The organism is Kibdelosporangium aridum (genome assembly GCF_900176515.1).
Lineage (GTDB): Bacteria > Actinomycetota > Actinomycetes > Mycobacteriales > Pseudonocardiaceae > Kibdelosporangium > Kibdelosporangium aridum.
Map to the genome: position 1 here is coordinate 1 of NZ_FWXV01000011.1, position 26,952 is coordinate 26,952.

Annotated in this window: 29 protein-coding genes; 15 read left to right on the plus strand and 14 right to left on the minus strand. The window is 66.8% G+C overall.

Annotation, left to right across the window (positions count from 1 at the left end; genetic code table 11):
- On the minus strand, nt 1–300 hold a 300-nt coding region (locus B9C43_RS42880), incomplete at its 3' end, for a DUF5662 family protein (RefSeq protein ID WP_235039185.1).
- Between the two features lie 438 nt (nt 301–738).
- Between B9C43_RS42880 and B9C43_RS42885 the strand changes: the two genes are divergently transcribed.
- Both B9C43_RS42885 and B9C43_RS42890 read left to right on the plus strand, forming a co-directional pair.
- On the plus strand, nt 739–1,902 hold the full coding sequence (locus tag B9C43_RS42885; RefSeq protein WP_084433154.1) for a serine hydrolase domain-containing protein: 1,164 nt from the start codon (nt 739–741) through the stop codon (nt 1,900–1,902).
- 66 nt (nt 1,903–1,968) lie between these two features.
- A complete protein-coding gene (locus B9C43_RS42890) occupies nt 1,969–2,745 on the plus strand; it encodes a MerR family transcriptional regulator (RefSeq protein ID WP_084433155.1) in 777 nt (258 codons plus the stop codon).
- A 109-nt stretch (nt 2,746–2,854) separates the two neighbouring features.
- Here the strand turns inward: B9C43_RS42890 and B9C43_RS42895 are convergent, their stop codons facing one another.
- Complete coding sequence (locus B9C43_RS42895; RefSeq protein WP_084433156.1) at nt 2,855–3,295, minus strand: DUF6326 family protein; 441 nt, start codon at nt 3,293–3,295, stop codon at nt 2,855–2,857.
- Between the two features lie 159 nt (nt 3,296–3,454).
- Between B9C43_RS42895 and B9C43_RS42900 the strand changes: the two genes are divergently transcribed.
- The 3 genes from B9C43_RS42900 to B9C43_RS42910 all read left to right on the plus strand — a co-directional run bounded on the left by B9C43_RS42900 (nt 3,455) and on the right by B9C43_RS42910 (nt 5,657).
- Complete coding sequence (locus B9C43_RS42900) at nt 3,455–4,609, plus strand: sensor histidine kinase (protein ID WP_235039186.1); 1,155 nt, start codon at nt 3,455–3,457, stop codon at nt 4,607–4,609.
- On the plus strand, nt 4,606–5,262 hold the full coding sequence (locus B9C43_RS42905) for a response regulator (RefSeq protein WP_084433157.1): 657 nt from the start codon (nt 4,606–4,608) through the stop codon (nt 5,260–5,262). Before B9C43_RS42900 ends, B9C43_RS42905 begins: the two co-directional genes overlap by 4 nt.
- Nucleotides 5,263–5,327: 65 nt before the next feature.
- Nucleotides 5,328–5,657 (plus strand): NIPSNAP family protein, encoded by a 330-nt coding sequence (locus B9C43_RS42910; protein WP_200825954.1) that lies wholly within the window; start codon nt 5,328–5,330, stop codon nt 5,655–5,657.
- 61 nt (nt 5,658–5,718) lie between these two features.
- Here B9C43_RS42910 and B9C43_RS42915 read toward each other — a convergent pair whose 3' ends face one another.
- The 6 genes from B9C43_RS42915 to rox all read right to left on the minus strand — a co-directional run bounded on the left by B9C43_RS42915 (nt 5,719) and on the right by rox (nt 13,720).
- The gene (locus B9C43_RS42915) at nt 5,719–6,573 is read right to left on the minus strand and encodes a helix-turn-helix transcriptional regulator (RefSeq protein ID WP_084433158.1); all 855 of its coding nucleotides are present in this window, start codon (nt 6,571–6,573) and stop codon (nt 5,719–5,721) included.
- Nucleotides 6,574–6,643: 70 nt separating this feature from the next.
- Entirely contained in the window at nt 6,644–7,897 is a 1,254-nt protein-coding gene (locus tag B9C43_RS42920) for a M24 family metallopeptidase (protein ID WP_084433159.1), read from the minus strand.
- Nucleotides 7,898–7,924: 27 nt separating this feature from the next.
- On the minus strand, nt 7,925–8,905 hold the full coding sequence (locus B9C43_RS42925; protein WP_084433160.1) for an SDR family NAD(P)-dependent oxidoreductase: 981 nt from the start codon (nt 8,903–8,905) through the stop codon (nt 7,925–7,927).
- A 450-nt stretch (nt 8,906–9,355) separates the two neighbouring features.
- Nucleotides 9,356–10,471 carry an erythromycin esterase family protein gene (locus B9C43_RS42930; protein ID WP_200825955.1) on the minus strand — a complete coding sequence of 372 codons (1,116 nt, stop codon included), beginning with the start codon at nt 10,469–10,471 and terminating at the stop codon, nt 9,356–9,358.
- 323 nt (nt 10,472–10,794) lie between these two features.
- Nucleotides 10,795–12,021: a PQQ-dependent sugar dehydrogenase gene (locus tag B9C43_RS42935; protein ID WP_084433162.1), complete on the minus strand. Its 1,227-nt coding sequence runs from the start codon at nt 12,019–12,021 to the stop codon at nt 10,795–10,797.
- 232 nt (nt 12,022–12,253) lie between these two features.
- Nucleotides 12,254–13,720 (minus strand): rifampin monooxygenase, encoded by a 1,467-nt coding sequence (gene rox, locus B9C43_RS42940; protein ID WP_084433163.1) that lies wholly within the window; start codon nt 13,718–13,720, stop codon nt 12,254–12,256.
- A gap of 220 nt (nt 13,721–13,940) precedes the next feature.
- Here rox and B9C43_RS42945 point away from each other — a divergent pair, with 220 nt between their 5' ends.
- Nucleotides 13,941–14,549: a lipoprotein gene (locus tag B9C43_RS42945; RefSeq protein ID WP_084433164.1), complete on the plus strand. Its 609-nt coding sequence runs from the start codon at nt 13,941–13,943 to the stop codon at nt 14,547–14,549.
- 6 nt (nt 14,550–14,555) lie between these two features.
- Here the strand turns inward: B9C43_RS42945 and B9C43_RS42950 are convergent, their stop codons facing one another.
- Together B9C43_RS42950 and B9C43_RS42955 are read right to left on the minus strand one after the other, a co-directional pair.
- Nucleotides 14,556–14,864: an AzlD domain-containing protein gene (locus B9C43_RS42950; RefSeq protein ID WP_033382408.1), complete on the minus strand. Its 309-nt coding sequence runs from the start codon at nt 14,862–14,864 to the stop codon at nt 14,556–14,558.
- Entirely contained in the window at nt 14,861–15,544 is a 684-nt protein-coding gene (locus B9C43_RS42955; RefSeq protein WP_033382409.1) for an AzlC family ABC transporter permease, read from the minus strand. The genes B9C43_RS42950 and B9C43_RS42955 overlap by 4 nt, the downstream gene beginning before the upstream one ends.
- A gap of 50 nt (nt 15,545–15,594) precedes the next feature.
- Here B9C43_RS42955 and B9C43_RS42960 point away from each other — a divergent pair, with 50 nt between their 5' ends.
- The 4 genes from B9C43_RS42960 to B9C43_RS42975 all read left to right on the plus strand — a co-directional run bounded on the left by B9C43_RS42960 (nt 15,595) and on the right by B9C43_RS42975 (nt 17,238).
- Nucleotides 15,595–16,155 (plus strand): CGNR zinc finger domain-containing protein, encoded by a 561-nt coding sequence (locus tag B9C43_RS42960; RefSeq protein WP_084433165.1) that lies wholly within the window; start codon nt 15,595–15,597, stop codon nt 16,153–16,155.
- Between the two features lie 62 nt (nt 16,156–16,217).
- A complete protein-coding gene (locus B9C43_RS42965) occupies nt 16,218–16,616 on the plus strand; it encodes a phage holin family protein (protein WP_033382415.1) in 399 nt (132 codons plus the stop codon).
- The gene (locus B9C43_RS42970; protein ID WP_051895244.1) at nt 16,613–16,951 is read left to right on the plus strand and encodes a DUF3618 domain-containing protein; all 339 of its coding nucleotides are present in this window, start codon (nt 16,613–16,615) and stop codon (nt 16,949–16,951) included. Before B9C43_RS42965 ends, B9C43_RS42970 begins: the two co-directional genes overlap by 4 nt.
- Nucleotides 16,951–17,238 (plus strand): DUF4235 domain-containing protein, encoded by a 288-nt coding sequence (locus tag B9C43_RS42975; protein ID WP_033382416.1) that lies wholly within the window; start codon nt 16,951–16,953, stop codon nt 17,236–17,238. Before B9C43_RS42970 ends, B9C43_RS42975 begins: the two co-directional genes overlap by 1 nt.
- Before the next feature lie 43 nt (nt 17,239–17,281).
- Here B9C43_RS42975 and B9C43_RS42980 read toward each other — a convergent pair whose 3' ends face one another.
- The 3 genes from B9C43_RS42980 to B9C43_RS42990 form a co-directional block, all read right to left on the minus strand.
- A complete protein-coding gene (locus B9C43_RS42980) occupies nt 17,282–17,767 on the minus strand; it encodes a hypothetical protein (protein ID WP_084433166.1) in 486 nt (161 codons plus the stop codon).
- Nucleotides 17,768–18,195: 428 nt separating this feature from the next.
- Nucleotides 18,196–18,765, minus strand: a complete 570-nt coding sequence (locus B9C43_RS42985) for a flavoprotein (protein WP_200825956.1) — start codon at nt 18,763–18,765, stop codon at nt 18,196–18,198.
- A 52-nt stretch (nt 18,766–18,817) separates the two neighbouring features.
- Nucleotides 18,818–19,732 (minus strand): AraC-like ligand-binding domain-containing protein, encoded by a 915-nt coding sequence (locus B9C43_RS42990; protein WP_084433167.1) that lies wholly within the window; start codon nt 19,730–19,732, stop codon nt 18,818–18,820.
- A 110-nt stretch (nt 19,733–19,842) separates the two neighbouring features.
- On the opposite strand from B9C43_RS42990, the gene B9C43_RS42995 reads away from it, so the two are divergent.
- Entirely contained in the window at nt 19,843–20,976 is a 1,134-nt protein-coding gene (locus B9C43_RS42995) for an MFS transporter (RefSeq protein WP_084433168.1), read from the plus strand.
- Here B9C43_RS42995 and B9C43_RS43000 read toward each other — a convergent pair.
- Nucleotides 20,942–21,574, minus strand: coding sequence for a DUF4386 domain-containing protein (locus B9C43_RS43000; RefSeq protein WP_084433169.1), 633 nt, complete (start codon nt 21,572–21,574; stop codon nt 20,942–20,944). The genes B9C43_RS42995 and B9C43_RS43000 overlap by 35 nt on opposite strands.
- Between B9C43_RS43000 and B9C43_RS43005 the strand changes: the two genes are divergently transcribed.
- From B9C43_RS43005 to B9C43_RS43015, 4 genes are read left to right on the plus strand one after another with little or no spacing between them, the layout of a single operon-like run.
- Nucleotides 21,573–24,380 carry an AfsR/SARP family transcriptional regulator gene (locus tag B9C43_RS43005; protein ID WP_084433170.1) on the plus strand — a complete coding sequence of 936 codons (2,808 nt, stop codon included), beginning with the start codon at nt 21,573–21,575 and terminating at the stop codon, nt 24,378–24,380. The genes B9C43_RS43000 and B9C43_RS43005 overlap by 2 nt on opposite strands.
- A gap of 46 nt (nt 24,381–24,426) precedes the next feature.
- A complete protein-coding gene (locus B9C43_RS57100) occupies nt 24,427–24,570 on the plus strand; it encodes a hypothetical protein (protein ID WP_160097110.1) in 144 nt (47 codons plus the stop codon).
- A 7-nt stretch (nt 24,571–24,577) separates the two neighbouring features.
- Nucleotides 24,578–26,389: a RiPP maturation radical SAM C-methyltransferase gene (locus tag B9C43_RS43010; RefSeq protein WP_084433466.1), complete on the plus strand. Its 1,812-nt coding sequence runs from the start codon at nt 24,578–24,580 to the stop codon at nt 26,387–26,389.
- The gene (locus B9C43_RS43015; RefSeq protein ID WP_084433171.1) at nt 26,386–26,949 is read left to right on the plus strand and encodes a DUF5825 family protein; all 564 of its coding nucleotides are present in this window, start codon (nt 26,386–26,388) and stop codon (nt 26,947–26,949) included. Before B9C43_RS43010 ends, B9C43_RS43015 begins: the two co-directional genes overlap by 4 nt.
- Nucleotides 26,950–26,952: the final 3 nt, after the last annotated feature.

The following is a 26,952-nucleotide window of genomic DNA, read 5'->3' on the forward strand; positions in this document are numbered from 1 at the left end:
GTCGACCAGGGTCATGCCGTTGATCCCGTCGGCAAAGTGCTCTGGGTGATGACGGTTGTGCGCGTAGTGGTGTCGCAGCCCCTCGCCCATCGCGTCGACCAGGGTCCGATACTCCACGCTGCCGTAAGTCGTGGCGCGCAGTTGCGGCACGACCTCGTCGTAGACGGCCCGCTCCGGCTCGCGGGTCTTGCTCAGGTCGTGTCGGACCGACCGGTCAAGCAACTCCTTGATCAGCTCGCCCATCAGCTCGGCGACTCGCAGGCTATGCCGAAGAGTGTCTGGCGTGGAGTCGTACGACATGATCACGTACCCCCTGATGTGGGCCTCCTCAGCCCATCAGCCAGGACGCCCGTGATGCCATTCCCAACGCGCAGGACCAAGTGTGATCCGGAATGCCCACGTCGGCAATCTCACCACGGCCCAGCGCGTCTCCACTGTGGCCGCCACGCCCAGCCGGGACTGCACGACCCGCGGCAGAAGCGGATGCTGCCGTGAGGGTCAGAGCTCCGGGGTGTCGCATCGTGATGGTCTGCCGAGCGTGAGCCCAAACCCCACCCAGCATCACCCGTCGCGGCATGAGGTGCTGCGCGCTGTCCTCCTTTCCGAAAGCTGTACCTGACTGTGAAGTAGCAGTGAGCCAGATCACGATGGAGGTTGACCTCGGGTCAGGGCCCACGCTCGTCTCAGCGGCACGACATACCCGACCAGGGCATAACTGATCTGCAGGGAGCAACCACCATGTCCATCACGACCCGCACGACCACCGAAGCCCTCGACGCTGCCGGGCGGGACCGCCCGGAGCTGCGAAAGATGATCGAGGAGATCGTCGAGTCCGGTTTCACCGGGGTCACGCTGCGCGTGCACGATGAGCGGGATGAGTGGGTCGGCAGCGCCGGGGTGGCCGAGCTGGGTGGGACCGCGAAGCCGCCGATCAACGGGCATGTCCGGATCGGCAGCAACACCAAGACCTTCACCGCGACTCTGGTGCTGCAGTTGGTGGCCGAGGGCAAGATCGGGCTGGACACCCCGGTGGTGGGTTATCTGCCCGAGTTCGGGCTCGACGAGCGGATCACGGTGCGGATGCTGTTGCAGCACACCAGCGGGGTGTTCAACTTCACCGGCGAGGTTTACGACGACGGGACGATCGTGTACGGGATCCCCGTGCCCTACGGCACCACGGGCAAAGAGTGGGTGGACAACCGGTTCCGGACCTACCGGCCACAGGAGCTGGTGGAGCTGGCGTTGTCCAGGCCGGCGCGGTTCGAGCCGGGCACGGGCTGGAGCTATTCCAACACCAACTACGTGCTGGCCCGGCTGGTGATCGAGAAGGTCACCGGCCGCTCGCTCGCCGAGGAGATGCAGCGGCGGATTCTGGGGCCGCTCGGGCTGTCGGGCACGGTAGTGCCGGACACCTCGCCGGAGATCCCCGAGCCGCACGCCCACGCCTACTACCGGTACGAGGACGCCGGCCGGCAGAAGACGATCGACATCACCCGCCACAATCCCTCCTGGGTCTCCACCGGCGGTGACATGATCTCGACCACCCAGGACCTGCACACCTTCATCTCCGCGCTGAACGGTGGCCAGCTCCTGCCAACCGAGCTACTGGCCGAGATGCGCACACCGCACCCGACGGGCATCCCGAACATGGACTACGGCCTGGGAGTGTTCGTGGTGACCACGGACGACGGCGGCACCGTCATCTCCCACAACGGCGGCACCGTGGGCTCCGCGGCGGAGATGTACAGCACGCCTGACGGCAGCAAGACCCTGACCGCGGCGTTGACGTGGGTGGCCGACGCCGACATGGCCATCGCGACAGCATTTCATGACGCCCGGCAACGGCTCGTCAACGAGGTGTTTTGCGGCGGGCAGGCCGAACCAGCTCAGCCGACGGACTGAACACATGCTCGTGTTCGACCATGGTGTGCCTCGTCGCCGAGCTCGAGCACAAGGCAGGCTGAACAGATGAGGCACGGAGTGACGATCGGGCAGGCGGCGACCTTTATCGGCGTCACGGTGAAGACGGTGCGGCACTACCACAAGCTCGGTTTGGTCGAGGAGCCGGAACGCGACAGCTCCGGCTACCGGCGGTACGGATCGGCCGAGTTGTTGCGGCTGGTCCAGGTCAGGACACTGGCCACCGCCGGCGTACCGTTGGCCGAGATCGGACCTCTACTCAACGCCGACGCCGAGCAGTTCGCCGCCACCCTTGCCGCCGCGCAGCGGCGGCTGACCGATCAAATCGCGGACCTGATCAACCGGCGCGACACGCTGCACCGGCTTGCCGACGGCGACCGAGCCCTGCTGCCCGACCGCGCCTGCGCGATCCTGGACCGCATGTCCGCCCTCGGCTTCAGGCCCGACTACGTGGCAGCCCAACGCGAGGCCATGGTGCTGACCCGGGCCATGATGCCGCAGGGCTTCGAGGGCTTCCTGGCCCAACTCGAACACCGGCTCGACGACCCCGGGTACGTCGACCTGACCAAGCGCGCTTCGGAGGCCGAGACCTGGGAACCGGACGACCCGAGGATCGAAGAACTCGCGACCGCCATGGCCGACCACTACCTCGCCAACCCCACGCTACTGGGGAATCCCAACCGCCTGCATGCCTGGACCAACAACTCCACCCAATACAGGCTGATCAACAACCACCGCGAGGACCAAGCACCGATCTCAGCCCGGCTGACGGCGCTCACCGAGACCAAACTCCGCTCCGCGGGCGTACCCATCCCACGCCAATAACGGAAGCCTCGCGGCACATCGGCTCCGGCGTCCGACGACAATCGTCGAGCACCGACTGACGACCACACCGCGCGATCGCACATCGGCAGCAGAGTGCGGCCTCGGTTGGTTACGGCTGCGAGGGTGCGACCGTCGGTGGCGGCCATTTCCAGGCGGCTCGGGCGATGACGACAAGGAGTATCACTTCGATGAGGCTGCCGAGCAGGTAGTAGACCCACGTGTCGCCGATGCACGACACGATGATGCTGATCAGGTAGAGGAAGCTGACGACGATGTTGACGGTTCGGTTGACGCGTGGTGTCAGTAGGAGTGTCAGAACCACCATCAGGATTGGCGGCAGGATGTAGATCAGGGTGGAGGTCAGGAACACCTGGTTGACCGTGAATGCCGTGGTCGCCACCTTGCCGTCGAGCGCGGCGTCGAGGACATCAGCGCGGTAGAACCCGAAGATGTCGACGTAGGCGAACACGAGAAGCATCGTGACCCACAGGGCGCAGAGCACGAGCTTCACATCGACCGGGGTGTCTCGGTACTGCCTTGGCGTCGTCACGGAATCTGCTCCTCTGGTTGGGCGAGGATGTCCAGTGTCATCGCGTCGGGTACGTGGCGCACCGGGGTCTCGGTCAGTGTTGCCCTGACCGATCGGCCAGTGCTGGACCTGCCTTTTCGGTCGATCCGCCTTCTCGTCCGAGGCCCTATTCTCCTGCTGGTGAACAGAACGCCCGGTTGGCTGCGGATGGAGCCTGACGGCGAGAGTCCACCGGTTCGCGTGTGGCGCGACTGGTTGCTCGTCGCGGGCGTGACGGGAACGGCGATGGCGGAGGTCGTCGTTCGCGACGACATGGTGTGGCGCCCCGTCGGCGTCGTGTTCGGTTTGACGTTGGCGCTCACAATGTTGTGGCGGCGAGTTCGCCCGCTTGCCGCGGTGGCGCTCGGGTTCGGCGGGTTGATGGTGGTCGACCTGGCGGCGATCTTCGTTGGCGGCGAGCCCTTTTCTTTGTACGCCAGCATGTTCGTCGTGGTTCTCGTGTACTCGCTGTTCCGGTGGGGAACTGGCCAGCAGACGGCGATCGGGTTGGCGATCGTGCTGCTGGAATGGCTCGTCGCCGTGACAACCGACTTCCCCGGCGTCGCCGACGCCAGCGGTGGCTTGGTCGTGTTGTTGTTCCCCGCCGCGCTCGGCGTTCTGGTCCGCTACCGGCGCATCGTGCGCACCCAACGGTTCGAGCGGATCCGGTTCCACGAGCGGGAAATGCTGGCCCGGGAGTTGCACGACACCGTCGCTCATCACGTGTCCGCCATCGCCATTCAGGCACAGGCGGGACGATTCCTGGCCAGTTCACGTGACCTGGACGGAGCCGCCAGGGCTCTCGAAGTCATCGAGGGAGAAGCGTCGCGCACTCTGGCCGAGATGCGCTCCATGGTCGGGTCGCTGCGCCGGGGCAACGGCACGCCGGAGGTGTTCGCCCAACGCGGCGTGGCCGACATCGAGGGTTTGGCCACAGCGGAAGGAGACCAGGGTCTGCGGATCGATGTCGAGCAGTGCGGCGATCTCGACGATCTGCGGCCATCGGTCGAGGCGGCGCTGTACCGGGTTGCCCAGGAGTCGATCACCAACGCGAAGCGCCACGCACGGCACGCGACCCGGGTTCACGTCCTCCTAAACGGCGGCACCGACACCGTGCGGTTGAGCGTCAGTGACGACGGTGAGCGCGGCCTGTCCAACTCCCGTGTGCCAGGCTATGGGCTCGTGGGCATGGCTGAGCGCGTAACGCTGCTCGGGGGAACCCTCGAGGCGGGCCCGGGCCCCGACCAGGGCTGGACGGTCCACGCGGTGATCCCGAGGCGAGAGGCCCTCACATGACCATCCGTGTCATCATCGCCGACGATCAAAACATCATCCGAGCGGGACTGACCACGATCCTCAACGGCCAACCCGACATCGACGTGATCGGCCAGGCCGCCGACGGCAACGAGGCCGTCACGCTCGCCCGCCGGTTACGCCCCGACGTGTGCCTGTTCGACATCCGGATGCCACACCTCGACGGCGTCGAGGCAACCCGCCTGCTCGCGGGACCCGACGTCACGGATCCACTGGCCGTGGTCGTCATCACCACCTTCGACACCGACGAACACGTCAGCGGCGCCCTGAAAGCGGGCGCCAGAGGCTTCCTGCTCAAGGACGCCGGACCCGACCTGTTGGTCCAAGCCATCCACGCCGCCGCCAAGGGCGACGCCCTCATCGCCCCCAGCGTCACCGCCCGCCTGCTCGCCAGCTTCGCCGACTCCGCATCCTCCTCAAAGCGCTCCAGGCCACTCGTCGCCTTGACCGACCGGGAGGAAGAGGTCGCACTGACCGTTGCCCAGGGCCGCACCAACGCCGAGATCGCCGACGAACTCCACATCAGCCTCAGCACCGTCAAGTTCCACCTCGCGAGCCTCATGAACAAGATCGGGGCCCGCAACCGCGTCCAGATCGCCATCTGGGCATACGAAACCAAGCGAGTGCGGCCCTAGGGCCGGTGTGCCTCACGCGTCTTCGCGGCGTCCTGAAATCCTCGGCAACGGGGAAACAGGGGGCCATGATCGAGTCGTGCGATGAGGAGACCACTGTGCCGAGGACTACTCAGCTGCGAACTTACACGGTGCGTGAGGGGTTGCTGGACGAGTGGGCGGCCAAGTGGCGGGAGTTGGTGGTGCCGTTGCGGTTGGAGTTCGGGTTCGAGATTCAGGGCGCGTGGCTGGATCGGGAACGCAGTCAGTTCGTGTGGGTGATCTCCTATGACGGGCCGGAATCGTTCACGGAGCGCAATTCCCAGTACTGGGCGTCGCCGAAGCGAGTCGCGATCGGGCTGGATCCGGAGGATTACCTCGTGAAGACCGACATTCGGGAGGTCACGGCTGCTTGCTGAGCTTCGCAGCGCACATGGGCGTCCACGTACAAGCTCGATCAGCGGCAAATTCCCCTGGGGCTCAGAGGTCCCCTGAAGGCTCGAAGCCCTGGATGCCGATGACGCGCAGGAGGTCGAGCTTCTCGTGCGCATCGGTGCCGGGGGTCGGGAAGAAGGTGACCACCATGAGGTCATCGGCGGGGGTCAGCAGCACCTCGCAGGTCAGGTGCAGCTCGCCGACGTCCGGGTGCAGCAGCCTCTTGCGGTCGAACCGGCGCACGGAGACCCGGTGCTGTTCCCACAGGTCGCGGAACTCGGCACTGTGCTCCTGCAGGCCTCGCACGAACGTCGCCACGTCCTTGTCGCGCCCACGGCGTGCGTGCGTCGCGCGCAGGTAGGCCACGTGATCCGACGAGTGCCGCGGCCAGTCCTCCTCCGGCACCCGGGCGCGCGTGGCCGGGTTGGTGAACCACTGCCACACGAGGTTGCGGTCGCGCGCGTCGACCCTGGGGTCCTGAGGGCCCAGGATGGCGTCGGCGATCGCGTTCTGCCACAGCACGTCGTACAGGTCGGTGCAGATCGAGGCGGGGACGTCGGTGAGCCGGTCGAGCAGGCTGATCAGCCCTGGGCGGATGTGCCGAGACGCGAGCCTCGCCGGTGGCTCCAGCCCAGCCAGGTGGTAGATGTGGTCTCGCTCGTCGAGGTCGCAGCGCAACACGCGGGCCAGGGAGGCCACGATCGGCTCGGAGGGGTTGGCGCCGCGGCTCTGCTCAAGCCGGGCGTAGTAGTCGGTCGACATGCCGGCCAGGTGCGCCACCTCATCCCGCCGCAGGCCAGGGGTGCGACGGCGGACGCCGTCGGGCAGCCCGACGTCGGCCGGACGCAGCATCTCCCGGCGGCGGCGGAGGAAGTCGGCGAGCCCAGGACGGTCAACCATGCCCCCAGTGTCGGCCGCGCCGAGCCGCGTATCCAGGACCAGGTCGGTCCTGGATACGCGGCCGGTGGCGTCAGCCCGAGCGGAGGATCTGCGCCGTGTACGGGTTGAGCTCGATGGGCTCGTCCTCGCCGACGATCACGGTCCCCCCGACGTGGACCAGGTGGCGCCCGAAGGCGTACTGCGGCTCGAGGACGAAGGACATCCCGGGCTGGAGCACCAGGTCGGTCATGATGGCCGGGTGAGCGTTCACGGCCGGGTAGGCCTGCGCACCGGGAAGCTTGCTGATGTCCCCACGGCCGCGGCCGACCACGAGGCCCGGGTTCAGCGAGTGGAGCGCGATCAGGAACATCGAACCGTCGGCCGCGTCGAGCGGCGCGTGGACCGCCTCCACGACGTCGCCCCACGTGCGGCCCGGACGCAACGCTTCCAGACCGGCGTCGTAGGCCGCGCGGGCGACGTCGCCGGCCCGGTGGAAGTCGTCGTGCACGTCGCCGACGGCGATCGTGACCTGGTTCTGTGCCTCGCGTCCGCCGAACTGTGAGAAGACCTCGGCATAGATGACGTCGCCGTCCTGCAGGACCCGGGGTGCCTGCGGGCGGTAGCCCCAGGCCGGCCAGCCGACCGCGACGGGGTCCGGGCCCGACCAGAAGTGCATCGCCGGCGGCACCGTGCCTCGCCGGTAGCCCTCGGCCATGCCCGCCGCGAACACTTCGCTCTCCGCAACGCCGGGTGCGGCGGTCTCGACCATGGCCCTCGCCATGGCGTCGCCGACGCTCGCTGCGTGGCGCACGACGTCGATCTCCTCGGGGCTCAGCCGGCTGACGAGGAGAGCCAGTGCCATGTCGACCGACGTGAACCGCACCTTGGGGGCCTGCGCCAGGACGCTGTTCCAGAGCCGGAACGGAATGATGCCCTCCGGGTGCCAGGGCAGGTGAGGCCCCAGGCCGACGACACCGATGGTGCTATCGGTGAGCTCCAGCTCGTCGAGCGTCCGGGCGATCATGCCCGAGTCACGAGAAGCGCGAAGGTTCTCCGGTGGGATCCACACCGATTCGCCTCGGCGCGAGGACTCCAGGTGGTCCATGATGTACTGCCCGGAGGGCAGGAGCGCGACCGGATCGCCGGTCCTGGGGAAGACGACCGTCATGCCGGGCCTGCCGTTGGTGAACCACCTGTCGTAGGCACCTGACGCCGGGCCGGCGTCCTCGTGCTCACCGAAGACGAGCAGCGCGTCCAGGCCCTCACGGTCCATGAGCTCGCGCGCCAGGCCCCATCGGCGATCACGCTCGGTTGTCGAGTACGTAGGTACCGCCGGATCGGTCACGACCACTCCTCGAGCTTCGCCGCTGTGTCAGCGGGTGGCGGCCACGCCGGTCAGGGCCAGGCTGTCGTTCCATAGCTGCTCCGCGCGGGCGGCGTCGTATGACTCCTCGGACGTGCGTTTCTCCTGGCGCAGGTCGAAGTACTTGCCGGTGGCGCCGGCCAGCTCGGGCGCGGTGACGACCCAGGCGAGCGCCCGGCCCGACTCCTGGGCGGTGTTGATGTTGTCCGTGATAGTCCGCCGCAGCAGCCAGGTGATCCGCGGGAAGATGCGCTCCGACGCGAACCGCAGCGGGGCGGGTAGCGAGCGTCCCAGGGCAGTCCCCAGCATCATCCCGGGGTCGAACGCGTTGGCGGTGACGCCTGCGGGCAGGCGGCGGGCCAACGCATAGGTGAAGTAGACGTTCGCGAGCTTGGACGTGCAGTAGCGGGCCTGGCCCGTCATCAGGGCGTTGAGCTTCGCAGCCGCGGGGCCGAGCTGGCCCTGGGCGAGAGCCTGCGGGTCGTTCCACGCAGGGGGCGGCCCGAGCTTGAGTGCGGGGTCGTGGGTGCCGCTCGACACCACGACCACGCGCGACGGCGCCCTCAGCACCGGCAGCAGCCCGTTGACGAGGGCGAAGTGGCCCAGGTGGTTGACCCCGAACGTGGCCTCGAATCCGTCGGCGGTCTTGGCGAGGGTGGTCCCCATCTGCACGCCCGCGTTGCACACCAGGGCGTGCAGCGGGGGCAGCGCACCCGTCGCCAGCCGCTCGGTCAGCTCGGCGACGAAGGACCGGACCGAAGCGAGGGATGCCAGGTCCAGCACCATCGCCTCCACCGTGTGGCCGGCGGCGGCTCCGGCGGCCAGTGCGTCGACGGCGGTCTGTGCGCGGTCTGCGTCGCGGGACGCGATCACGACGTGCCATGACCCGTTGTCCGAGCCGAGGAGGGCCTGCGCGCACCCGTAGCCGAGGCCGCTGTTGCCCCCGGTGATGACGATGGTCCGAGTGTTGCCCCTGGTGTCTTGCGACATGTCAACTCCTGCTGCCTCATCTGCACTTCTCGCATTGGCGAGCTCACCAGACCAGCGTCGACCGCCCGGCCACGGCTAACCAGGACCACCTCATCCAGGACCGACCTGTACCCGTCTGCACGGGCTCCTCGGAATCGACCGATCAGCCCCGTCATCGAACGCTTCCCAGTTCACTGAGGACACTCACCAGCGCACGTTGGACCAGCTCGACGGGCCCACATGGGTTTAAAACCCCGGCAGGCTTCCTGCGGTCGGCGAACAGGTCCCCGTTATCTACCTGCCGGAATCACCGCACCTGGCGCAGATACCAGGCATCGCCCGCACACTCGTGGATCTCGCTCTCCGTTTGTCCGTCGGGCTGCTGCTCCTGCTTTTTGTTAAGAGCCTAAAATGAGGCTAGTAGTGCTTGTTTTACGAGGCGCCGACGAGTCCTGCCGGTGCCTGCGGACTTCACGGCAGCAGCCGCGACGGTGTGGCACGGTGGAAATGGACCAGCACATCGAACGAACGACCGAGAGCGATCTGTTTGTCCGCAGCGGGGAACGACTCGGCGTACTGCCGCGTGGACCGGGCTTCGGCGAGCCAGTCGCGCGCCGGTCTGGTCGCGTTTCGCATGTCCAGCACGAAGTCCTGCCGTCGCACTTGGTCCAGAGTGGACTCGTTGCTGCCCGGCCCGGCCGGGCCCACCGTCACTGTGCGCAGCTGGTTGTCGGCCGCGTCGAGCAGGTTGAACGCGCCCTGATGAAACGTGGTGCCCACGCTCAGGTACCCCTCGCCCAGCCGCTCCCGCAGGTAAGTGCCCTGCACTCGCGGGTAGCTCGACCAGTAGCTCTCGTCCGCGACGTGCCCGTCATGCGCGGCCAGCACGATCTTGTCGCCGGTGTGCTCACGCCACCACAGGATGTTGTCGGCCATCGCTTCGTCACGGTAGACGAAACCCGCGGTGACTTGCCCGGGATCGGTGAAGTCGGTGGCCCACAACGTCATCGACTGCGCGATCACCCGCGCGTGCTGAACCACCCAGGCGTCGGACCCGCTGTCTTCCAACAGACTCACCGCCTGCCACGCGCGGTGGCGGTTGTCCTGTCGCTCATCCAACGGACGGCGTCGGTAAGTCGACATCCAGTCGGCGACACCAACGGTCGGGGCCATGTTGCGGTGTAACCGATCGAGCTCCGCGACGAGTCCGGGGCGGTACTGGCGTGCGTAAGCGCTCACCCGGTCGAACAGCTCCGGTCCGGGATAGCCGATGTCGTCGCCCATGAACCGGATCGGATCCAGATGCCGCTCGTTGTACGCCCGCATCCACTCGATCAGGTCGAGATACTCCTCGGTGTTCCACAGGTAGCTACCTTGGAACTCCTCGCGCATGATCTGCCTCGGGTCGCCGGTGCCGTGCATGACGTACTCGTCGAGCCGGAGCCCGCCGCTCCAGCTCACCTCCCGCGCGAACGTGCCAAATCCTTTGCCCTGCACCAACTGCGCGAAGACACGGTGCTGCAGGACGAAGAACTCGTGCGAGCCGTGAGTGGCCTCACCGACGCCCACCACCGACGCGTCACCCACCGTCTCCGCAAACCTGTCGAGAGGCCGAGCAACCCTCTCAAGCGCCCGAACAACAGGATCGGCGTGCGAACTCCCAGATGCCGGTGCGGCCCCCACGAGCAACAGCCCCGCGGTAAGAGTCACGATCAGTTTTCTCGTCATGGCGCATGAGCATGGCCCGCAGGGATTCCTGCGTCGTCGTCCCGGAGATGACTGTTCCAGCTACGCCCACCAGCCGAGATCGCGCGCGAACTACTCCCCGTGCAGTAGGGCTGCGTCGGAGTGAATCGGGGACGGCCGCCCGGAAACGGCCGTCCCCCAAGGGTATTTGCGGAGGCGCGGGGTCAGCGGTTCGCCACCCCGCCGCCCGCGGCTGGCTGGATCCGCTCGAACCGCACTCGGTTCAGCCATCCCGGGAGGTCGCTGAGCACGTACAGCTCGCCGTGCACGTCGGTGCCGATCGCGGTCGGCTGGGTGGGGAAGTTGCCGATCGTGGCGGACTCGTAGCCGCCGTCGGACTTGGGACGCACGGCGAACACACGGGTCGAGCAGTAGTCGCTCGCGACGTAGGTGCCCCATGCCTCCGGGGTCCGGGTGCCTCGGTACACCACGCCGCCAGTCACCGAGCAGTTGTCGTTGTAGTGGTCGTATTCGAAGACCGGGTCGGTGTACCGCACGCCCGGCCGGCATTGCAGCGGGTCGAACACCGGGGTGCCCTCGCGGCAGGACCAGCCGAGGTTCGCCCCTCCCTGCCACGGGCGGATGTGGTTGATCTCCTCGACCAGGCCCTGGCCGACGTCACCGATCCACAGCGAGCCGTCGACCGGGTCGACGGAGAACCGCCACGGGTTGCGCAGCCCGTAGAGCCAGATCTCCGGCCGCGCGCCCTGGACACGGACGAACGGGTTGTTGGAGGGCACGCAGTAGGGCTTCGCCCCGCAGGTGCGGTTGACGTCGATCCGCACGATCTTGCCGAGCAGCGTGCCGAGGTTCTGACCGGCCTTGAACGGGTCGTTCGCGTGGCCGCCGTCGCCCGTCGACCAGTAGAGGTAGCCGTCGCGGCCGAACGCGACCTGTCCGCCGTTGTGGTTGCCGTACTCGGCGTGCTCCTGGGTGAGCAGCACCTGCAGCCGCTCAGGAGCGCTGATCGACACTCGCGCCAGGGTCAGCGCACCGGCTGGCAGGCTTGTGTAGGCCACGTAGAGAATCCCGGTCCGCGCGAAGTTCGGCGCAGGGGTGATACCGAGCAGGCCGCGCTCGTTGTCCGACGTGTCGATCCGGGCGGTCAGGTCGAGCACCGGCTCGGCCGCCAGGCCGGTGTCGGGGTGGTAAGAGCGGACTGTGCCGTCCTTTTCGGCGATCAGCATCCGGCCGTCCGGCAGACCGGTGATCGCGATCGGACGCCGAAGACCGGACGCCACCCGTTCGGATACCACGGTCAGCTCAGCCAGCGGCACCGCACGGGCGTGGGATGCGCTGGCCGCCGACACCGAAGGCAACAGGAACGCGGACAGGACAAGAACGAGCAGGCCGGCCAGCATGGTGGCCGGGCGACGACGTCGTCGCGACATGTCTCAGCTCCTCGGGCAGGGGGAGGACATAATCTGGGAGCGCTCCCAACCGTACATCGACTTCTGGGCAACATCCAGCCCGCCGCCTTGCCGCCTTTCCCGATCAGACAAGAAGTATCGGTTGGCAAGACGGCAAGGACACGACCACGATCGTCTGGAAAACTGGGAGCGCTCCCATGTTTCGACTGTCGCTGTCGGGCGATCGCGCAGCTACGAGGGCATGCTGGGCCCGTCAGTCAGCGGGCCTGCCGAACCAGCGAGCGAGGTGGTCGTCCAGGTCCTGCTGGTGCTCGCCGATCCACGCGACGTATCCGTCGGGGCGGAGCAGAATGGCCGGAACATCTAGTGCGGCAGTGGGATCCGGGATGAGGTCGACTCGGTCCGACCAGCCCTCGACGGTCAGCCGTTCGGTGCGGTCGAGCACCAGGCCGCGACCCCGATGTAGCTGGTCGTAGAGGTTGCCCTGTTTCACGTCGACGTCACGCAGGCGGCGGCCGAGCAGGTCTGGGCCTGCACCGAAGTCGTAGCGGATGTCGATCGCCGCGATCTTCTCGATCAGATAGCGGTTCACCTCGTCGAAGTCCATCAGTTCGGTCAGCAGCCTGCGCACGGCCTGCGGGCCCGGTTCGTCTGACAGCAGTTCCATCTGGGCGCGGGTGTTGTCCAGCACGTCCTCGGCGACCGGATGACGTTCGGCCTGGTAGGTGTCCAGCAGTGGTTCCGGCGCCCAGCCGCGGATCTGCCCGGCCAGTTTCCAGCCGAGGTTGAACGCGTCCTGAACGCCCAGGTTGAGGCCCTGTCCGCCGATGGGTGGGTGGATATGCGCCGCATCGCCGGCCAGCAGCACCCGCCCGGCCCGATAACGTTCGGCCAGCCGGGTGGCATCGCCGAAGCGGGACAACCAGCGCGGGGAGTGCACCCCGAAATCAGTTCCGGCGATGGTGCGCAGCTGTTGTTGGAAATCCTTGAGGGTGGGCGCTTCCGAGCGATCGCTGATTCCCGCGGCGGGGACTACGACGCTGTAGACCCCTTTGCCGAAGGGCCGGAGCCAGAAGGGCCGATGGGTCTTACTGATTTCGGTCACTGTGGCGGCGATCTCCTCCTGCGGCACGTCCACTTCCATCTCCCCCATCAGCGTCTCGGTCCGCGAGGGCTCGCCGGGAAAGCCGACGCCGAGCAGTTTGCGCACCGTGCTGCGCCCGCCGTCACAGCCGACGAGATAGCGCGCACGCAGCTGTTCGCCGTCGGCCAGCTTGACGGTCACTCCCTCGTCGTCCTGCTCGAAATCGGCCACCGCACAACCGCGCCGGACCTGCGCACCCAGTTGGATCGCATGGTCTTCGAGCAGCTGAACGATGACCGGCTGCGGGATGCCCAGCAGATAGGCGTGCGCGGAATCCAGGCTCTCGGGCGCGGGTTTGCTGATGGCGGCGAAGAATCCGGCGGCTGGACGCTGTCTTCCGTGCTCCTGGATGCGATCCAGCAGTCCGCGCATCGCCATCAGCTCGAGACTGCGAATGTGCAGACCGACTATGCGGACGAACGACACGGGCTCGGTTTCCTTCTCCAGAACGAGTACCCGCACACCGTGCAGCCTCAGTTCGGCGGCCAGCATCGCGCCGGTCGGCCCGCACCCGGCAATGATCACGTCGACCATGAAGTTCGACGACGGCTCGGCGGTGAACTGCGAAGAGTCCATTAGGTGTTGCCTTTCGGGAGTGCCTTGTTGCGAGGCGCTCCCGGCGACACCTACGTCAATCGCCGGCCGTGACGGTATAGGGGAGCACCCACGTCGATACAGCGTTCATGGGTCTCACCTCCTCGGGCGGTGTCACGGTCCACGGCAAGCTACAAGCCCGAGTACCGCCTCGTCCAATCCTTTGCCAGCCACGTGCGCGGGGTCTCCTATACTGCCGCGCATGGGGGGAATCAAAAACACCTGTCTTGTCGCATTCGCCGTTGTCACGTTGACCGCCGCGTGCACTTCGGAACCTGAGCCGACGGCCACACCACCGGGTACGTCCGCTGCACCGGCTGCCGCCGCGAGCGCGGGTCGTGTCGGTGGTGCGGATTCGGCTTGCAAACTGCCGCTGTCGTTCGACCTGGCGGACAAGTGGAAGCCGAAAGCCATCGAGGACGCGGAAAGCCTCGGTTCGCTGGGCAACCAGGGCGGCTTCACGGCTGCCTGCGAGATCGACGCCAAACCCGCTGGCCACCTTGGTTTCCTGCGGATCTGGACCAGTACGAAGACCGGCAGCGCACGTGCGGCGCTTGACGATTTCCTCGCCGCGGACCGCCACATCACTGTCCCGGAGCACAGTGAGGCCCAGGTCGCCTCGACGACCGCCGCTGAGGTGACGTACATCCGGGACAACCCGAATGCCGAGGTCAAGAAGCGAGAGCGGCTCCTTTCGGTGCCCACGCCCAGTGGTGCGGTCGTGCTTGCGCTCGGCGGCTTCGACGACGATGAGCACACGAACATGCTTCCCGCGTACGAACTGGCGAAGAAGTCGCTGCGCATTCCCTGATCGGCTTCACACAACAACTCTGAGCAGTGCGGTCACCGCAACGGCGACGGCAACGCTGACCAGAGCCGGTGCGCGGCACAGGTAAGCGACGACAGCACTCGACAGGCCGGCCGCGATCGTCCAGTCGGCTTCGCTCCAGCCTGGGCCGGCGAAATCGGTCACGATCAGCCCGGCCAGCAGGGCAGGCGCGAACAACGCGATCACGGCTGCCGCCCGCGCGGGCAGGGGACGGTTGCCGAGCAACGCCGGGCCTGCCGCCTTGAGCGTGAAGCTGACCAACGCCACGAGCACGATCGCTATCCACAGTGAACTCATCGGGCGGCCACCGCCGTCCTGGTCCGCAGTCCGATCAGCGCTGCCGCACCGGATCCGATGATCGCAAGACCGGCCGGGACGACCAGGCTGAGTCCGGCCGCCAACGCGGCGGCGGTCGCGGCAACCCATCGGGCTTGCACGGACCCGCGCAGTTCGTCGATGAGCAGCAACAGGAAGAACGCCGGGAACACCACGTCGAGCCCGAACCGGTGGATGATCTCGCTGGATGGCGCGGTGAGCGCGCCGAGGAGTGTCCCCAGGATCCACGCGGGCGCTTGGAGAAGCGTTGCCGCGATCATCTTCTCGCGGTCGTACCTGCCGTTGCCCTTGTGCGCCGCAGCCCACGAGGCGTCCACGATCGCCTGTCCCTCCAGCGCACGGCGTAAGCGCCCACCCTTCAGGTCCGAGGCGACGGCCACACCCATCGGCAAGAAGCGCGCGTTGATCATCGCAGCGGCACCGACGGCCACCGCGACGCTGCCGCCACCTGCCAACGAAGTCGCCAGTGCGAACTGCGCGGAGCCGGAGAACACCGCTAACGAGCAAATGACCGGCGCCAGGGTTCCCCAGCCCAGCGAGTGCGCCATGGCCCCGAAGGTGACACCCATGACGAACGTCGGCACGCCTATCCCCAGGCCGACGCGCACGCCGGCTGCGTATCCGCTTTCGGTCGATGTCATGACCTCACACTAACACCCTATTGGGAGTTTAGGGTGTTAGAATATCGGGTGTGACGGACAGCTGGCGCGGTTACCACTTGATCGGCGGTAACCCGACCCTCGACCTGGTCAACACGGTGTCCTGGCGCCTTGACGCGGCCAGGACCTTCGACCGGCTGGCCGTCCCTGGCTTCCTGTCGCTGTGGCTGGCCCGTACCGGCGTGGTGGCGGATCCGGTGACTGGTGAGACCGCCGTGGTCGATCCGGTGCGCGAGCTGCGGGAGACCGTGTACCGGCTGCTCACAGCACCGGTTCCGGCCGATGTCGCCCGCTTCGGCGAGTCAGTGGCCGCGGCGCGTGGCTTGGCCATCGCCGAGCCTGCGTTGCCGTTGCGGTGGACCGTCCCGATCAACCGGATCGACGATGTGGTCCCCGCCCTGACGCTCGTCGCGGACGACTTCCTCCGTTCCCACGACGCCGCCTTGGTACGGCAGTGCGCGGGGAGCGGCTGCGGCTGGCTTTTCCTTGACCGCACCCGGAACCACTCCCGGCAGTGGTGCAGTTCCCAGGACTGCGGCAACCGGGAACGGGCCCGCAGGCACTACCGGCGGGCTCACCCGGCACGGGGATGACCGCCGGTTGAGCTCCCGTCCAGTGGGTAGTCACTGCTCAAGACGGGAAGGAGCGGCTGACCATGTCCAGTAGGACCGATGATCGATCGATCTCGGAGTTGGTGGGGCAGGCGTCCGAGCAGATCTCCCACCTGGTTCGCGACGAGATGCGGCTGGCGGCCAAGGAGATCGGCGAGAAGGGCAAACGGGCCGGGATCGGCGCCGGACTGTTCGGCGGGGCCGGGCTGTTCGCGTTCCTCGGGCTCGGCGTGCTGATCACCAGCGCCATCCTGGCGTTGTCGTTGGTACTCGCCCCGTGGCTGGCCGCATTGCTGGTGGGAGTGGCGCTGCTGCTGATCGCCGGCGTGGCCTCGCTGGTGGGCAAGAAGCAGATCGACGCCGCGACACCGCCAATCCCCCAGGAAGCGGCCGAGGGCGTCAAGGCCGACATCGCCACCGTGAAGAAGGGCCTGCACCGATGAGTGACACGCGGCAACCGGATGCCAACGACATCCGCCAGGACATCGAACGCACCCGCCGCGAACTCGGCGACACGGCGGAAGCATTGGCGTACAAGACGAACGTACCCGCCCGGACGAAAGAGAAAGCAGCCGAGGTGCTCGACACGGCGAAAGCCAAAGCCGCGGACGTGGCCGAGCAGGCCCAGCGGAAGATCGACAATCTGCCCGAGCCCGCGGCACAACGCGCCAGGGGCCTGATCGTCGCGGTGAAGAAACGCCCAGGCGCCTTCGTCGCGGGTGCGGTGGCATCGCTCGTGGTCCTGCGGCGGCTGACACGCAGGAGGCGAAAGAGCTGATGTTGCGACTGCTGTACCGGCCGCTGGGCCTGATTTTCGGAGTGTTGGGCGGAATCGCCGCCAGCGCGGTGTTCGCCCGCGTGTGGAAAATGGTCACCGGCGACGACGAAGCCCCCAGCGCAACTGACGAAGACCGCGGCTGGACCGAAGTGTTGGCGGCGGCCGCCGTGCAGGGCGCGGTATTCGGCCTCGTCAAAACCGCGGTCGACCGCGGCGGCGCCGTCGGCTACCGCAAGGTGACCGGCGAGTGGCCCGGCGACAAGTCCTCCAAGACGGACGACGACTGAAGCAAAGCCGCCCAGCCAATACGGTTGGGCGGCTCGTCGTCGACTACCCCGCGACCAAGTCACGCACGAAGCTGGCGATTGCCACCAACAAGCTTGCCGCTGTGATGACGAGCGCCCATGCCTCAATCCCCTTTGCCCTCGCGCGCGATGCGGTCGCATCCGCGATAGTTGCCCTGTCCGCCGGTTGCCGCTCGTAACCGCCCGGTTGGTCAATTGAGCGTTTCCACATCAGCATCGGCAAGTGGAACCCGCCAGGGTGATAAAGCTGCGGCAGGCCGCGCTTATAGCCGACGTGATAGTCGCACGTACCAAGCAAGCCACGGACAAGCCATCGACAGGGTGCGCCCCTGTTGGTCTCGACCCGGCACCGAGCGAGTCGGATCAGCAGCAGATACGCGATCCAACACCCGAAAATCACACCGCTGACCGCCCACGAGTTCTGCGCTGCCGTGAAGACACCGAGGCCGAACATGACCGTGCCCCAATGCCGGAACGACGCAGAGCGGGTTCTCCGGCTCGTGTATGCCATCGCAGCGTCATCCAAGCGTCACGAGAAGCACCAACGCGATGATCACGGCGAGCAAGATCGCGGCAGCGGTCGCGCTCCCGCGTCGCGGATTTGATCGATAGTGGCCACGGACTCGCGTGCCATCACGCCGCCGATAAGACCTGACATACCCCATGTCCCCACCCCGATTCTCATGGAATCGGGCCAGACTAGGAGGAGATCTGCGGACGTTGTGGCGCGGACAGCGTGATTCCCGCCAATGCGCCAGAGTGGAACCCGTTCAGTCGCCGTGCCGATACCTGGCGTGCAGTTGACCAAGCCAGTCGGCACTCACATGAATCTCGGCGGTCACATTGGTTTCTCGTCCTTGGTGTCAAGGGAAAAATACGATTACGCCGAGAAATGCAGGGAACCATCGTAGATGCAGCTCGCGCCGCGACCTCAAACGGTCACGCCTGAGGCATGAACTCTCGGACCACATCGATGAACCGAGGCGGTGGGGGTGGCATTGGGCTGTTGACGAAGGTGCCGAGGGCGACGTCGTAGCGCGGGCCCCACGCCGGATCGACGACGTGGTATCCGTCCGCGCGGACGGCCTCGACGTTTCGTTTGACTGCCGGTTTCTCCCACATCTCGCCACTCATCACCGGGAAGAACACCACTGGGAACGACGCGGCAAGCACCGTCGCCGACAGCAGGTTTCCCGCCGCACCCGTCGCTGTCGCGGCCAACATGTTGGCGGTTGCTGGGAGCACGGCGAGCATGTCGTGTTCGGCGGCCAGCGTCACTTGGTTGTGTCGGGCCCAGGTTGATTCTGGTTCGCCGGTGACGACTTGGTCAGCGAAGAGGGCCGCAGTGTGCGCGGGCAGGAAACGGGTTGCTGTGTGGGTCATCAGCACTGTGACTGTTCCGGTGAACTGGCTACGCAGTGCGGAAAGGTATACGGGCAGCATTGCTACGGCGGCCGATCCGGTTGCGCCGATCAGCAGGCGGCCGCTGAAGGTTTCGTCGTTCGTCACGATGTCATCGTGAATTGCTGGGATGGCATCGCAGTGATTTTCTGTGCCAGTGTCAGTGACGATCTGTGCCACTTCGATAGGTGGCCGGGGTCGTGCCGGTGACCGCTCGGAAGGCGCGGTGGAATTGCGCCACGCCAGCGAACCCGCATGTGCGGGCCACCACGTCCAATGGGCTCGAAGGGTTTGACCGCAGCATCTGACGGGCGAAGGCGACGCGCTGGTCGCGGATCAGCGCGGTGAGCGACTCATTGGCCATGGCCCGGTACAGCGTCCGCCGCGAGATTCCGCATCCCGCTGCTACCGCGTCGGCGTCGAGGCCTAGTTCGCGGGCGTGGCGGCTGACGAACCGGTGCACCCGCTCACGAGTCAGCGCGGCATTCGTGGGCGTCGCGCCAGCCGCCCAGCCCAACGCACATTCCAGCAGCCCGACACCGTGCGGCAGCAATTGTGCCGCTGTGGCCAGGTCGAGGCGTTCCAAGCCTGCGAAGAAATCCGCCACCAACCGAACTGGCTCGGACGGCCCCAGCGCCACCGCTGTCGCACTCGTCAGCGAACGCCGAGACATCAGCGACCGCGGTACCCGGACGACGAATTGGGAGAACGGGTCCACGAAGTCCAAAGAGTACGGACGACTGCTGTCCACAAACGTCAAAGTCCCCGGCGCCAGCACGGCCACCCGGCCATCCTGCGCCAGTTGTCCGTGGCCGGTGAGCTGGATGTTGGCCAGCACGCTGTCTTCCTGGCCACGCGCGATCTGGCTCCGGGTTCGCCGCACCTGCTGCGCGCTCGACGACAGCGCCGAGATGGCGACCCTGTCAACCGTCGTGTGCGTCAGCTGCCCATGGAAAGCCTCTGGAGTTAACGGCCGTGCCGACACGTGCACGAACGCGTCACAGACGACGTCGGCCCAGTAGCCGAACGCCTCTTTGTCCGGAACGTCCGCAGTGGACCACACAGTCTGCCCCACTCCCCCATCATGACCACTGACCAGCAACGATGCCAATTCCCTTGTGGACACTGGCGACTAGTCGCCGTTCTCGCTTCGCGGCCTGACCGAGGCGCGAATACACTGATCGTGTGCAAACCGGGACTGGGGTGCGGTGGGCGCTGGTATGTGCGGGCACGGCACTGATCGGTACCTGCTATGGGTTCGCGCGGTTCGCCTACGGCCTGTTCGCGCCCGAGTTCCAGACGCAATTCCAGATCTCCTCCACCGTTTCGGGCATCATTGGTTCGGGCAGCTACATCGGTTACTGCGTGGCGATTGTGGCCAGTCTTGTGCTCACCGAGCGGTTGGGTGCGCGCAGAATCGCGGTCAGCGCGGGTGTCGTGGCAACGTTCGGGATCGCCATGATCACCTTTGCCCCTTCGGCGCCTGTGCTCGCGGCAGGTGTGCTCATCGCCGGGTCCAGCACCGGCCTGGCATCCCCACCGATGGCCGCGGCGGTGAGCCGATGGATTCACGCCCCAGCGCAGGATCGGGCGCAAAGCATCGTCAACGCGGGCACAGGACTGGGAGTTCTGGTCTCCGGTCCGATCGCGCTTGCCCTGATCGACGAGTGGCGGTGGGCGTGGGCGGTGTTCACCGTGATCTCAGCCGCCGTCACGGTCTGGCTGTCCAAGGCGATCCCGTTCACGGAGTCCGAAGGGCACACCGACACAGCCGGAAACGGTTGGCGGCCAGGCACTTTCCTACTGATCGCCGGGGCTTTCCTGATGGGGTTCAGCAGTGTCGCGATGTGGACGTTCGGCCGTGATCTGGTCACCTCGGTCGGTCATGTCAGTGACGTCGTGTCCACGTCGATGTGGGCAGTGCTCGGCGCAGCCGGTTTCGTCGGCGCTCTCAGCGGCGATTTGGTCGCACGCGCAGGGATGGCCCGCTCATGGACGACGGTGATGGTGGCAATGGCAGGTGCCACACTGCTTCTCGCCTTCCTGCCAGGTACCCCTGTGCCTATTTTCATTGCCGCAGCGGTGTTCGGGGCCTCATACGTGAGCCTGTGCGGCGTGATTCTGTTGTGGAGCACCCGGATCTACCCGCAACGTCCATCTTTCGGGGTGGGCGTGTCATTCCTGATGATCGCAGTCGGCCAGGTGGCCGGTGCCCCACTGGCCGGGGTGCTCACCGATGTGTCGGGTGGCACCGCGGCGTTCTACGCATGCGCCGCGATCGGGCTCATCGGCGCTTGTATCCGGCCCCGGCCGTCGTGACAGCGAAGCCGCGCGTGAGCAGCCATCCTGCCAGCACCATTTCGTTCAGCGCCAACGGGATGACGAGTACGGAATGGATCGCCGAGAACGGCGCGAGCGCACCGAACATCACCAGACCTGCGTCGGCGAGATACGGCAGCACCCCGATCAGCGCCCAGCCGGAGATCCACCGGGGAACGAGCCCTGACCGGAACAACAGCACGTTGAGAATCGCCGCACCGAGGCAGAAGAAGACCATGCTGCCCGGGTGGCCCCACACGTCATACGTCCCGGTCACGATCCGGACGATGTCATCGGGTGCGCCGGACAGGCTCATGAGCGGCCCGACGGTCGCCGGAAGCACCAGCACGACCTCGAGAGTTCTGGCCACGACGTAGCCGAGCGCGAGCGCCTCATTGTGCTCCTTGAGGATCGGGAACAGCACCGGCGGGATCATCGCGATCGCAACGGCCATGATCAGCACCATCAAGGCCGCTGCCGATGCCGGCGCGCTGGCTTGATCACCTGGCCCGAGCAGCACCGCGCTGACCACTCCCGCAGCCGTCGCCATGACGAAAAGGGCACCGACCACTCGTGCTGACGTTTTCCTGATTGTCATGGGCCTCACGGTCGACGACACCGGTGTGCTGCCGGTGTGGGCCGGGTTTGCTGAGGGTGTGCGCTGTGACAGGCTTGGCGGAAGGTCAACGTCTGGGAGCAGCGCTGTGGTGCGGATCGGTCTGCTCGGTGGTGTCCGCGTCACCTCCGACGACGGCGAGCCGGTCGATATCGGCTCGGCGAAGTCGCAGGCGGTGCTCGCGGCGCTGGCCCTGTCACCGGGCACGTCCGTAACGGTGTCACGCCTGGTCGAGCTTGTCTGGGCTGACGAGCCCCCGCAAACCGCGCACAAGGCGCTGCAGTGGCACATCGCCCAGTTGCGTAAGGGTCTTGGTTCCGAGGCGATCGTGCGCGTCGGTGCCGCGTACCGCCTTGACGTAGCGGCTGATGCGGTCGATGTGGCTCGTTTCCAGCGCCACTTCCGCGATGGTGATTTCAGCGCGGCCCTCGCCGAGTGGGGCGGCACTCCCCTGGCCGGTCTGGACGCACCAGGCCTCGCTGCGGCGGTGGCTGGGCTGACCGAGCAGTGGCTGAACGCGGTCGAAGCGGACCTTGAGCGGCGAGTCGGAAACGACCCGCGAGGCGTCATCGGTTCGCTTGCGGAGCTCGCGGAACGCTATCCACTGCGCGAAAACGTGTGGGCCCTGCTGATGACCGCGCTGTACCGTGTGGACCGTCAGGCGGACGCTCTCGCGGCGTTCCGGCAGGCACGGCACCATCTCGTCACGGAACTCGGCGTCGAACCTGGGCCCGCGTTGCGTGAGCTCGAGTCGCGGATCCTCGACCAGGACACGCGCCTGCGCGAACGTGCCGCACATGAGGGGTACGTACCCCGTCGCGTGGGACCGCTCTTCGGCCGCGACGAGGACCTACAGGCCATCGCCGACGCCCTGGCGCGATCAGCTGTCGTGACTTTGGTGGGACCGGGCGGAATCGGCAAGACCCAGCTCGCGCTGGCAGCAGCCGCCGATCACGGACAGCTGATCGAGTTGGCGGAGATCACCTCGCCCGCCGACGTGCCCCGCGCGGTCGCCGACGCACTGGGTGTCGCGCAGCGTCAGGGCCGCACCTTGACCCAGTCGATCGTCGCGGCGTTCCGGTCACGTTCGGCACTGCTGGTCGTCGACAACTGCGAACACGTCATCGACGGCGCGGCCGAACTCATCCGAGCCGTCGTGTCCGGCTGCCCGCAGGTTCACGTCCTCGCCACGTCACGGGAACGTCTTTCCCTTGCAGCGGAACAGGTACTGGCCGTCGGGCCGCTGGACCTCCACGCCGGTGCCGAGCTGTTCAACGCCCGCGCGACCGCCGCGGATCGAACTTATGACGCTGCTGCGCATCGGGATCACGTCACGGAGATCTGCCGTCAGCTTGACGGGATTCCGCTGGCCATCGAGCTGGCCGCGGCACGGACGATCAGCCATCAGCCCGCCGACCTCGTCGCCAGGCTCAACGACCGCCTGCGGGCGACCGGCAGCCGCAGGACCGGCGCCGCGCGGCATCGCACGTTGCGGGCAGCCATCCAGTGGTCATACGACCTGCTCACCCCCGCCGAACAGACGCTGTTCCAACAGCTTTCGGTGTTCAGCGCCCCGTTCGACCTCAGCGCGGCGGAAGCAGTGGCTGACGGCGCGGACGGCCTGATCAGCGCTCTGGTCGAGCGGTCGGTGATCACCGTCGACAATGGACCATTTGGACGGCGTTTCCGTTTGCTGGAGCCGATGCGTCAGTTCGCCGCCGAACACTTGCGGGACCGGGACGTCATCGCCGAACGTCATGCCCGTTGGTGCGTCAGCGAAGTCACCCACATCCACCGTCTGCTCACCGGACCGGACGAGATCGAAGGCGTCGCCCGGCTCGCCGAGCTCTGGCCGAACCTGCGCGCGGCGGTCACATGGACGCGAGACGTCGGTCTGGCCGACGCACTGGTCCGGCCGATCGTCACTGAACTGCCCTTGCGGGGGCGGCAGGAAATCGGCGTGTGGGCCGAACACATCCTGGCCATGACGTCAGATGCGGACGTGCGCGCCTTCTGGCTCGTCTGGGTCGCCGAACGCTACACCCAGAACGCCAATCCGGCGGGCTATCGCGAGGTCGCCGAGCATTACGGCACGGACCGGCCGCTGAGCCGCTACGCCGACGCGTACGCCTGCGGCGACGGCGAGGCTTTGTGGCAGTGTCTGCCGGATGCCGTCGCTGGTCTGCACAGCGATGATCTGGCTGCCTTCCTCGAAATGACGTCCGCGGGGATTTTGCTGGGCACCGGGCGCTTCGAGCAGGTCGACAAATCGGTCACGGTCCTGGCGGATCGGTATCGAGTCCACGGCCCGCCAACGCTCCTGCACTGGGCGCTGCAGACCCTCGGCTATCGCGCGTCGTTCCAGGGCAGAGCCGAGGACGCCGACCGGTATTTCGACGAAGCGTCCCGTGTCAGCCTGCCCGCGGGCACGCTCTCGGCCAACAAGAGCACCGAAGCCCGGTCGGCTTTCCGGCGCGGCGAGCGACAGCGAGCGTTCCAACTCCTGCGCTCCCACATCGACGAACTGATCGACACCGACAACGTGGTCGCGGCCAGCATCGTCTGCATCGAGTTCGTCACCATGATGGCCAAGATCGACCGGATCACCGAGGCCGCCCACATGCTCAGGTACCTCAAGGCTGTCAACGAGTTCGGCGCGTTGGCCGCCAGAACTCTCGTCGCGGAGGCCGCGACCAGGATCGCTGAGCACAGCGCCGATACGACACCGGCCGTCGACGACCGCGCGGCGCTCGCCTACATGCGCGACGTCCTCGTCGAACTCGAGTGACCGGGAAGTGACCCGGAAGTGAGCACCCCGGGGCAGCATGCGCGTCATGGAAGAACAGATCCTGACGATCAAGCCGATGCTGCCGGCTGACCGCACGCCGGTGAGCAACGGTGTACGCATCAGCGCCACACCATCAGCCGGACTGGACGAGTGCACATTGGACCGCGCCCCGGTCGATGCGCCTGACTGATCAGGCCATGCCCAGGACGACTCTTGTCTGCATGCCGTGGCACGCGTTGTCGCGACCCAGTCTGGCATTGGGCGTGCTGAGTTCCGCGTGCCGACGCGAAGGGCTCATGCCGCCCGCCGAGTACCACGGCGGACTGCGGTTCGCGGAGTTCCTGCTGGACCAGACCAACGGCGTGGTGACTCCGTCCGACTACGCGGCGGTCGCCGAGACCGGGTTCCCGCACGCGCTGGGCGATTGGGTGTTCGCGGGTGTGGTGAACGGCGATGAGTTCGGTCTCGATGGCATGGCGGATTACGCCGCACGGCACGGGATCGCCATGCGCACACTGCGCGCGATGCGCGACCTCGCCGCGTCCTTTGTCGAACTTGTCGTTGACGAGGTACTGGCCACTGACCCGGAGCTGGTCGGGTTCAGCACCACGTTCATGCAGAACGTGCCCAGCCTCGCCGTGGCGAAGCAACTCAAGCACCGCAGACCGGAACTGACCGTGCTCTTCGGTGGCGGCAACTGCGACGGGCCAATGGGAGTGGCGCTGCACCGTGAGTTCGAGTTCGTCGACATGGTGCTGCGTGGCGAGGCCGACGAGACCTTTCCCCGGCTGCTGCGGGCTTTGGACGGCGACGGCGAACTCGCCGACGTGCCAGGGCTGTGCTGGCGCGACACCGTCAATCCCGCTCGGCTGGTGCCACCAGCACGCATGAGCGCACCGCACTTCGAGGGTTGGTTCGGTGCGTTCGACGCCTCACCGGTGAGCCGGTACGCCGAACCGGAACTGGTGGTGGAATCCGCGCGCGGATGCTGGTGGGGCGAACACCACCATTGCACGTTCTGCGGGCTCAACGGCACGTCGATGGCCTTCCGGGCCAAGCCTGCCGAGACCTTCGTCGACGAGGTGGACGGCCTCATCCGACAACACCGGGTACTCGACGTGATGGTCGTGGACAACATCCTCGCACCGGGCTATCTGCGCACTGCGTTGCCGGAACTTGCCAGGCGGGGGTGGGACCTGCGCTTGCACTACGAGGTGAAGGCGAATCTGACCGGGGCGCAGATCGAGGTGCTGCGGGACGCCGGTGTGTACAGCGTCCAACCCGGCATCGAGTCGCTCGTCGACGACGTGTTGGGGCGGATGAACAAAGGTGTCCGGGCTGTCCGCAACGTCCGCACGTTGCGCGACTGCGAATCGGCCGGGCTGACTGTGGCGTGGAATTGGCTCTACGGCTTTCCTGGTGAGCGGGAAGAGGACTACAAAGCGGTGGTCGACCAACTGCCTGCGTTGGTCCACTTGCAACCGCCGGACGGGGTGACACGGATCCAGCTGGAACGCTTCAGTCCGTACTTCGAGGATCCGTCCCTCGGGTTCCCGGATCGGTCGCCTGCGGAGGCGTACCGGTACGTGTACGCGTTGCCGGCGGAAACGTTGCAGGACTTGGTCTACCTGTTTGACACAACTCCCCGTGGTCTCACCGAGCAGCAGGCCAGTCCTTTATGGACCGCAGTGCGGACGTGGACAGCCCAGCATGCCGCGAGCACCCTTGTGCGCAAACACATCGACGGCGTAACCGTGCTGCGCGACCGCCGCATCGGGTGGCCGGAGGAAGACCACGTACTTGAGAATCCCCGGCAACAGCGAGCGTGGACAGAACTGGAGTACGGCCGGTCTTTGGCGGGCATTGCCCGCCGGCTCGCCGACGCGGGACTGAGCTGGGAGGTCTACGACCTGGCACGCTGGCTGTCCGAGTTGTGCGAGCGCGGCCTGTTGTTCACCGAGGGCGGGTACTACGTCGCGCTCGCCACGACCTGGGCGGGTCCCCGATGAATCACTGGCCGGACGTCACGGTTCTGGACACCATCCCGTCGAATGACGCCGACATCGACACCGCAGACCGGAACTGCCAACGCTTTCGGTTGCGTGTCCCACTGATGTTCGGAGCGAACCCTGCGCAGGACGCGGCCGCACTCCGGTTCCTTGTCTCGGCCGCGGAGCGGTACGTACGGGTCGAGTGGCACCTTGTCGGCGAGTTGCCGTGGCCCTTGCACACCGTTGTGCACCTGCCGCCACCGGCCACAGCGGACGATGCAGCCAGTGACATCGCACGGCAATGGCGGGAACAGTCCGGTCTGGCCCTGTGCACCTACCGGTACGGCCCGGATTTCGTGGTGCTGCGCGACAATCGCCCTGGCAAGGATCGTTTCCGCGGCCTTTTGGGTGCCGACTGGGTGCAGCCGTTCCGCGACTTGGTAGCGAGGATCGCTGTGGACAACCGGTTGCTTGACGAACTGGTGGCCGCGGATCTTGCGATACGGCTGGGCGACGGCGAACACGTCGTGCTGGCCGTGCGGCTGCTCCGCTGGCCGGTGCCCTATTTCGCCGTCTGATCG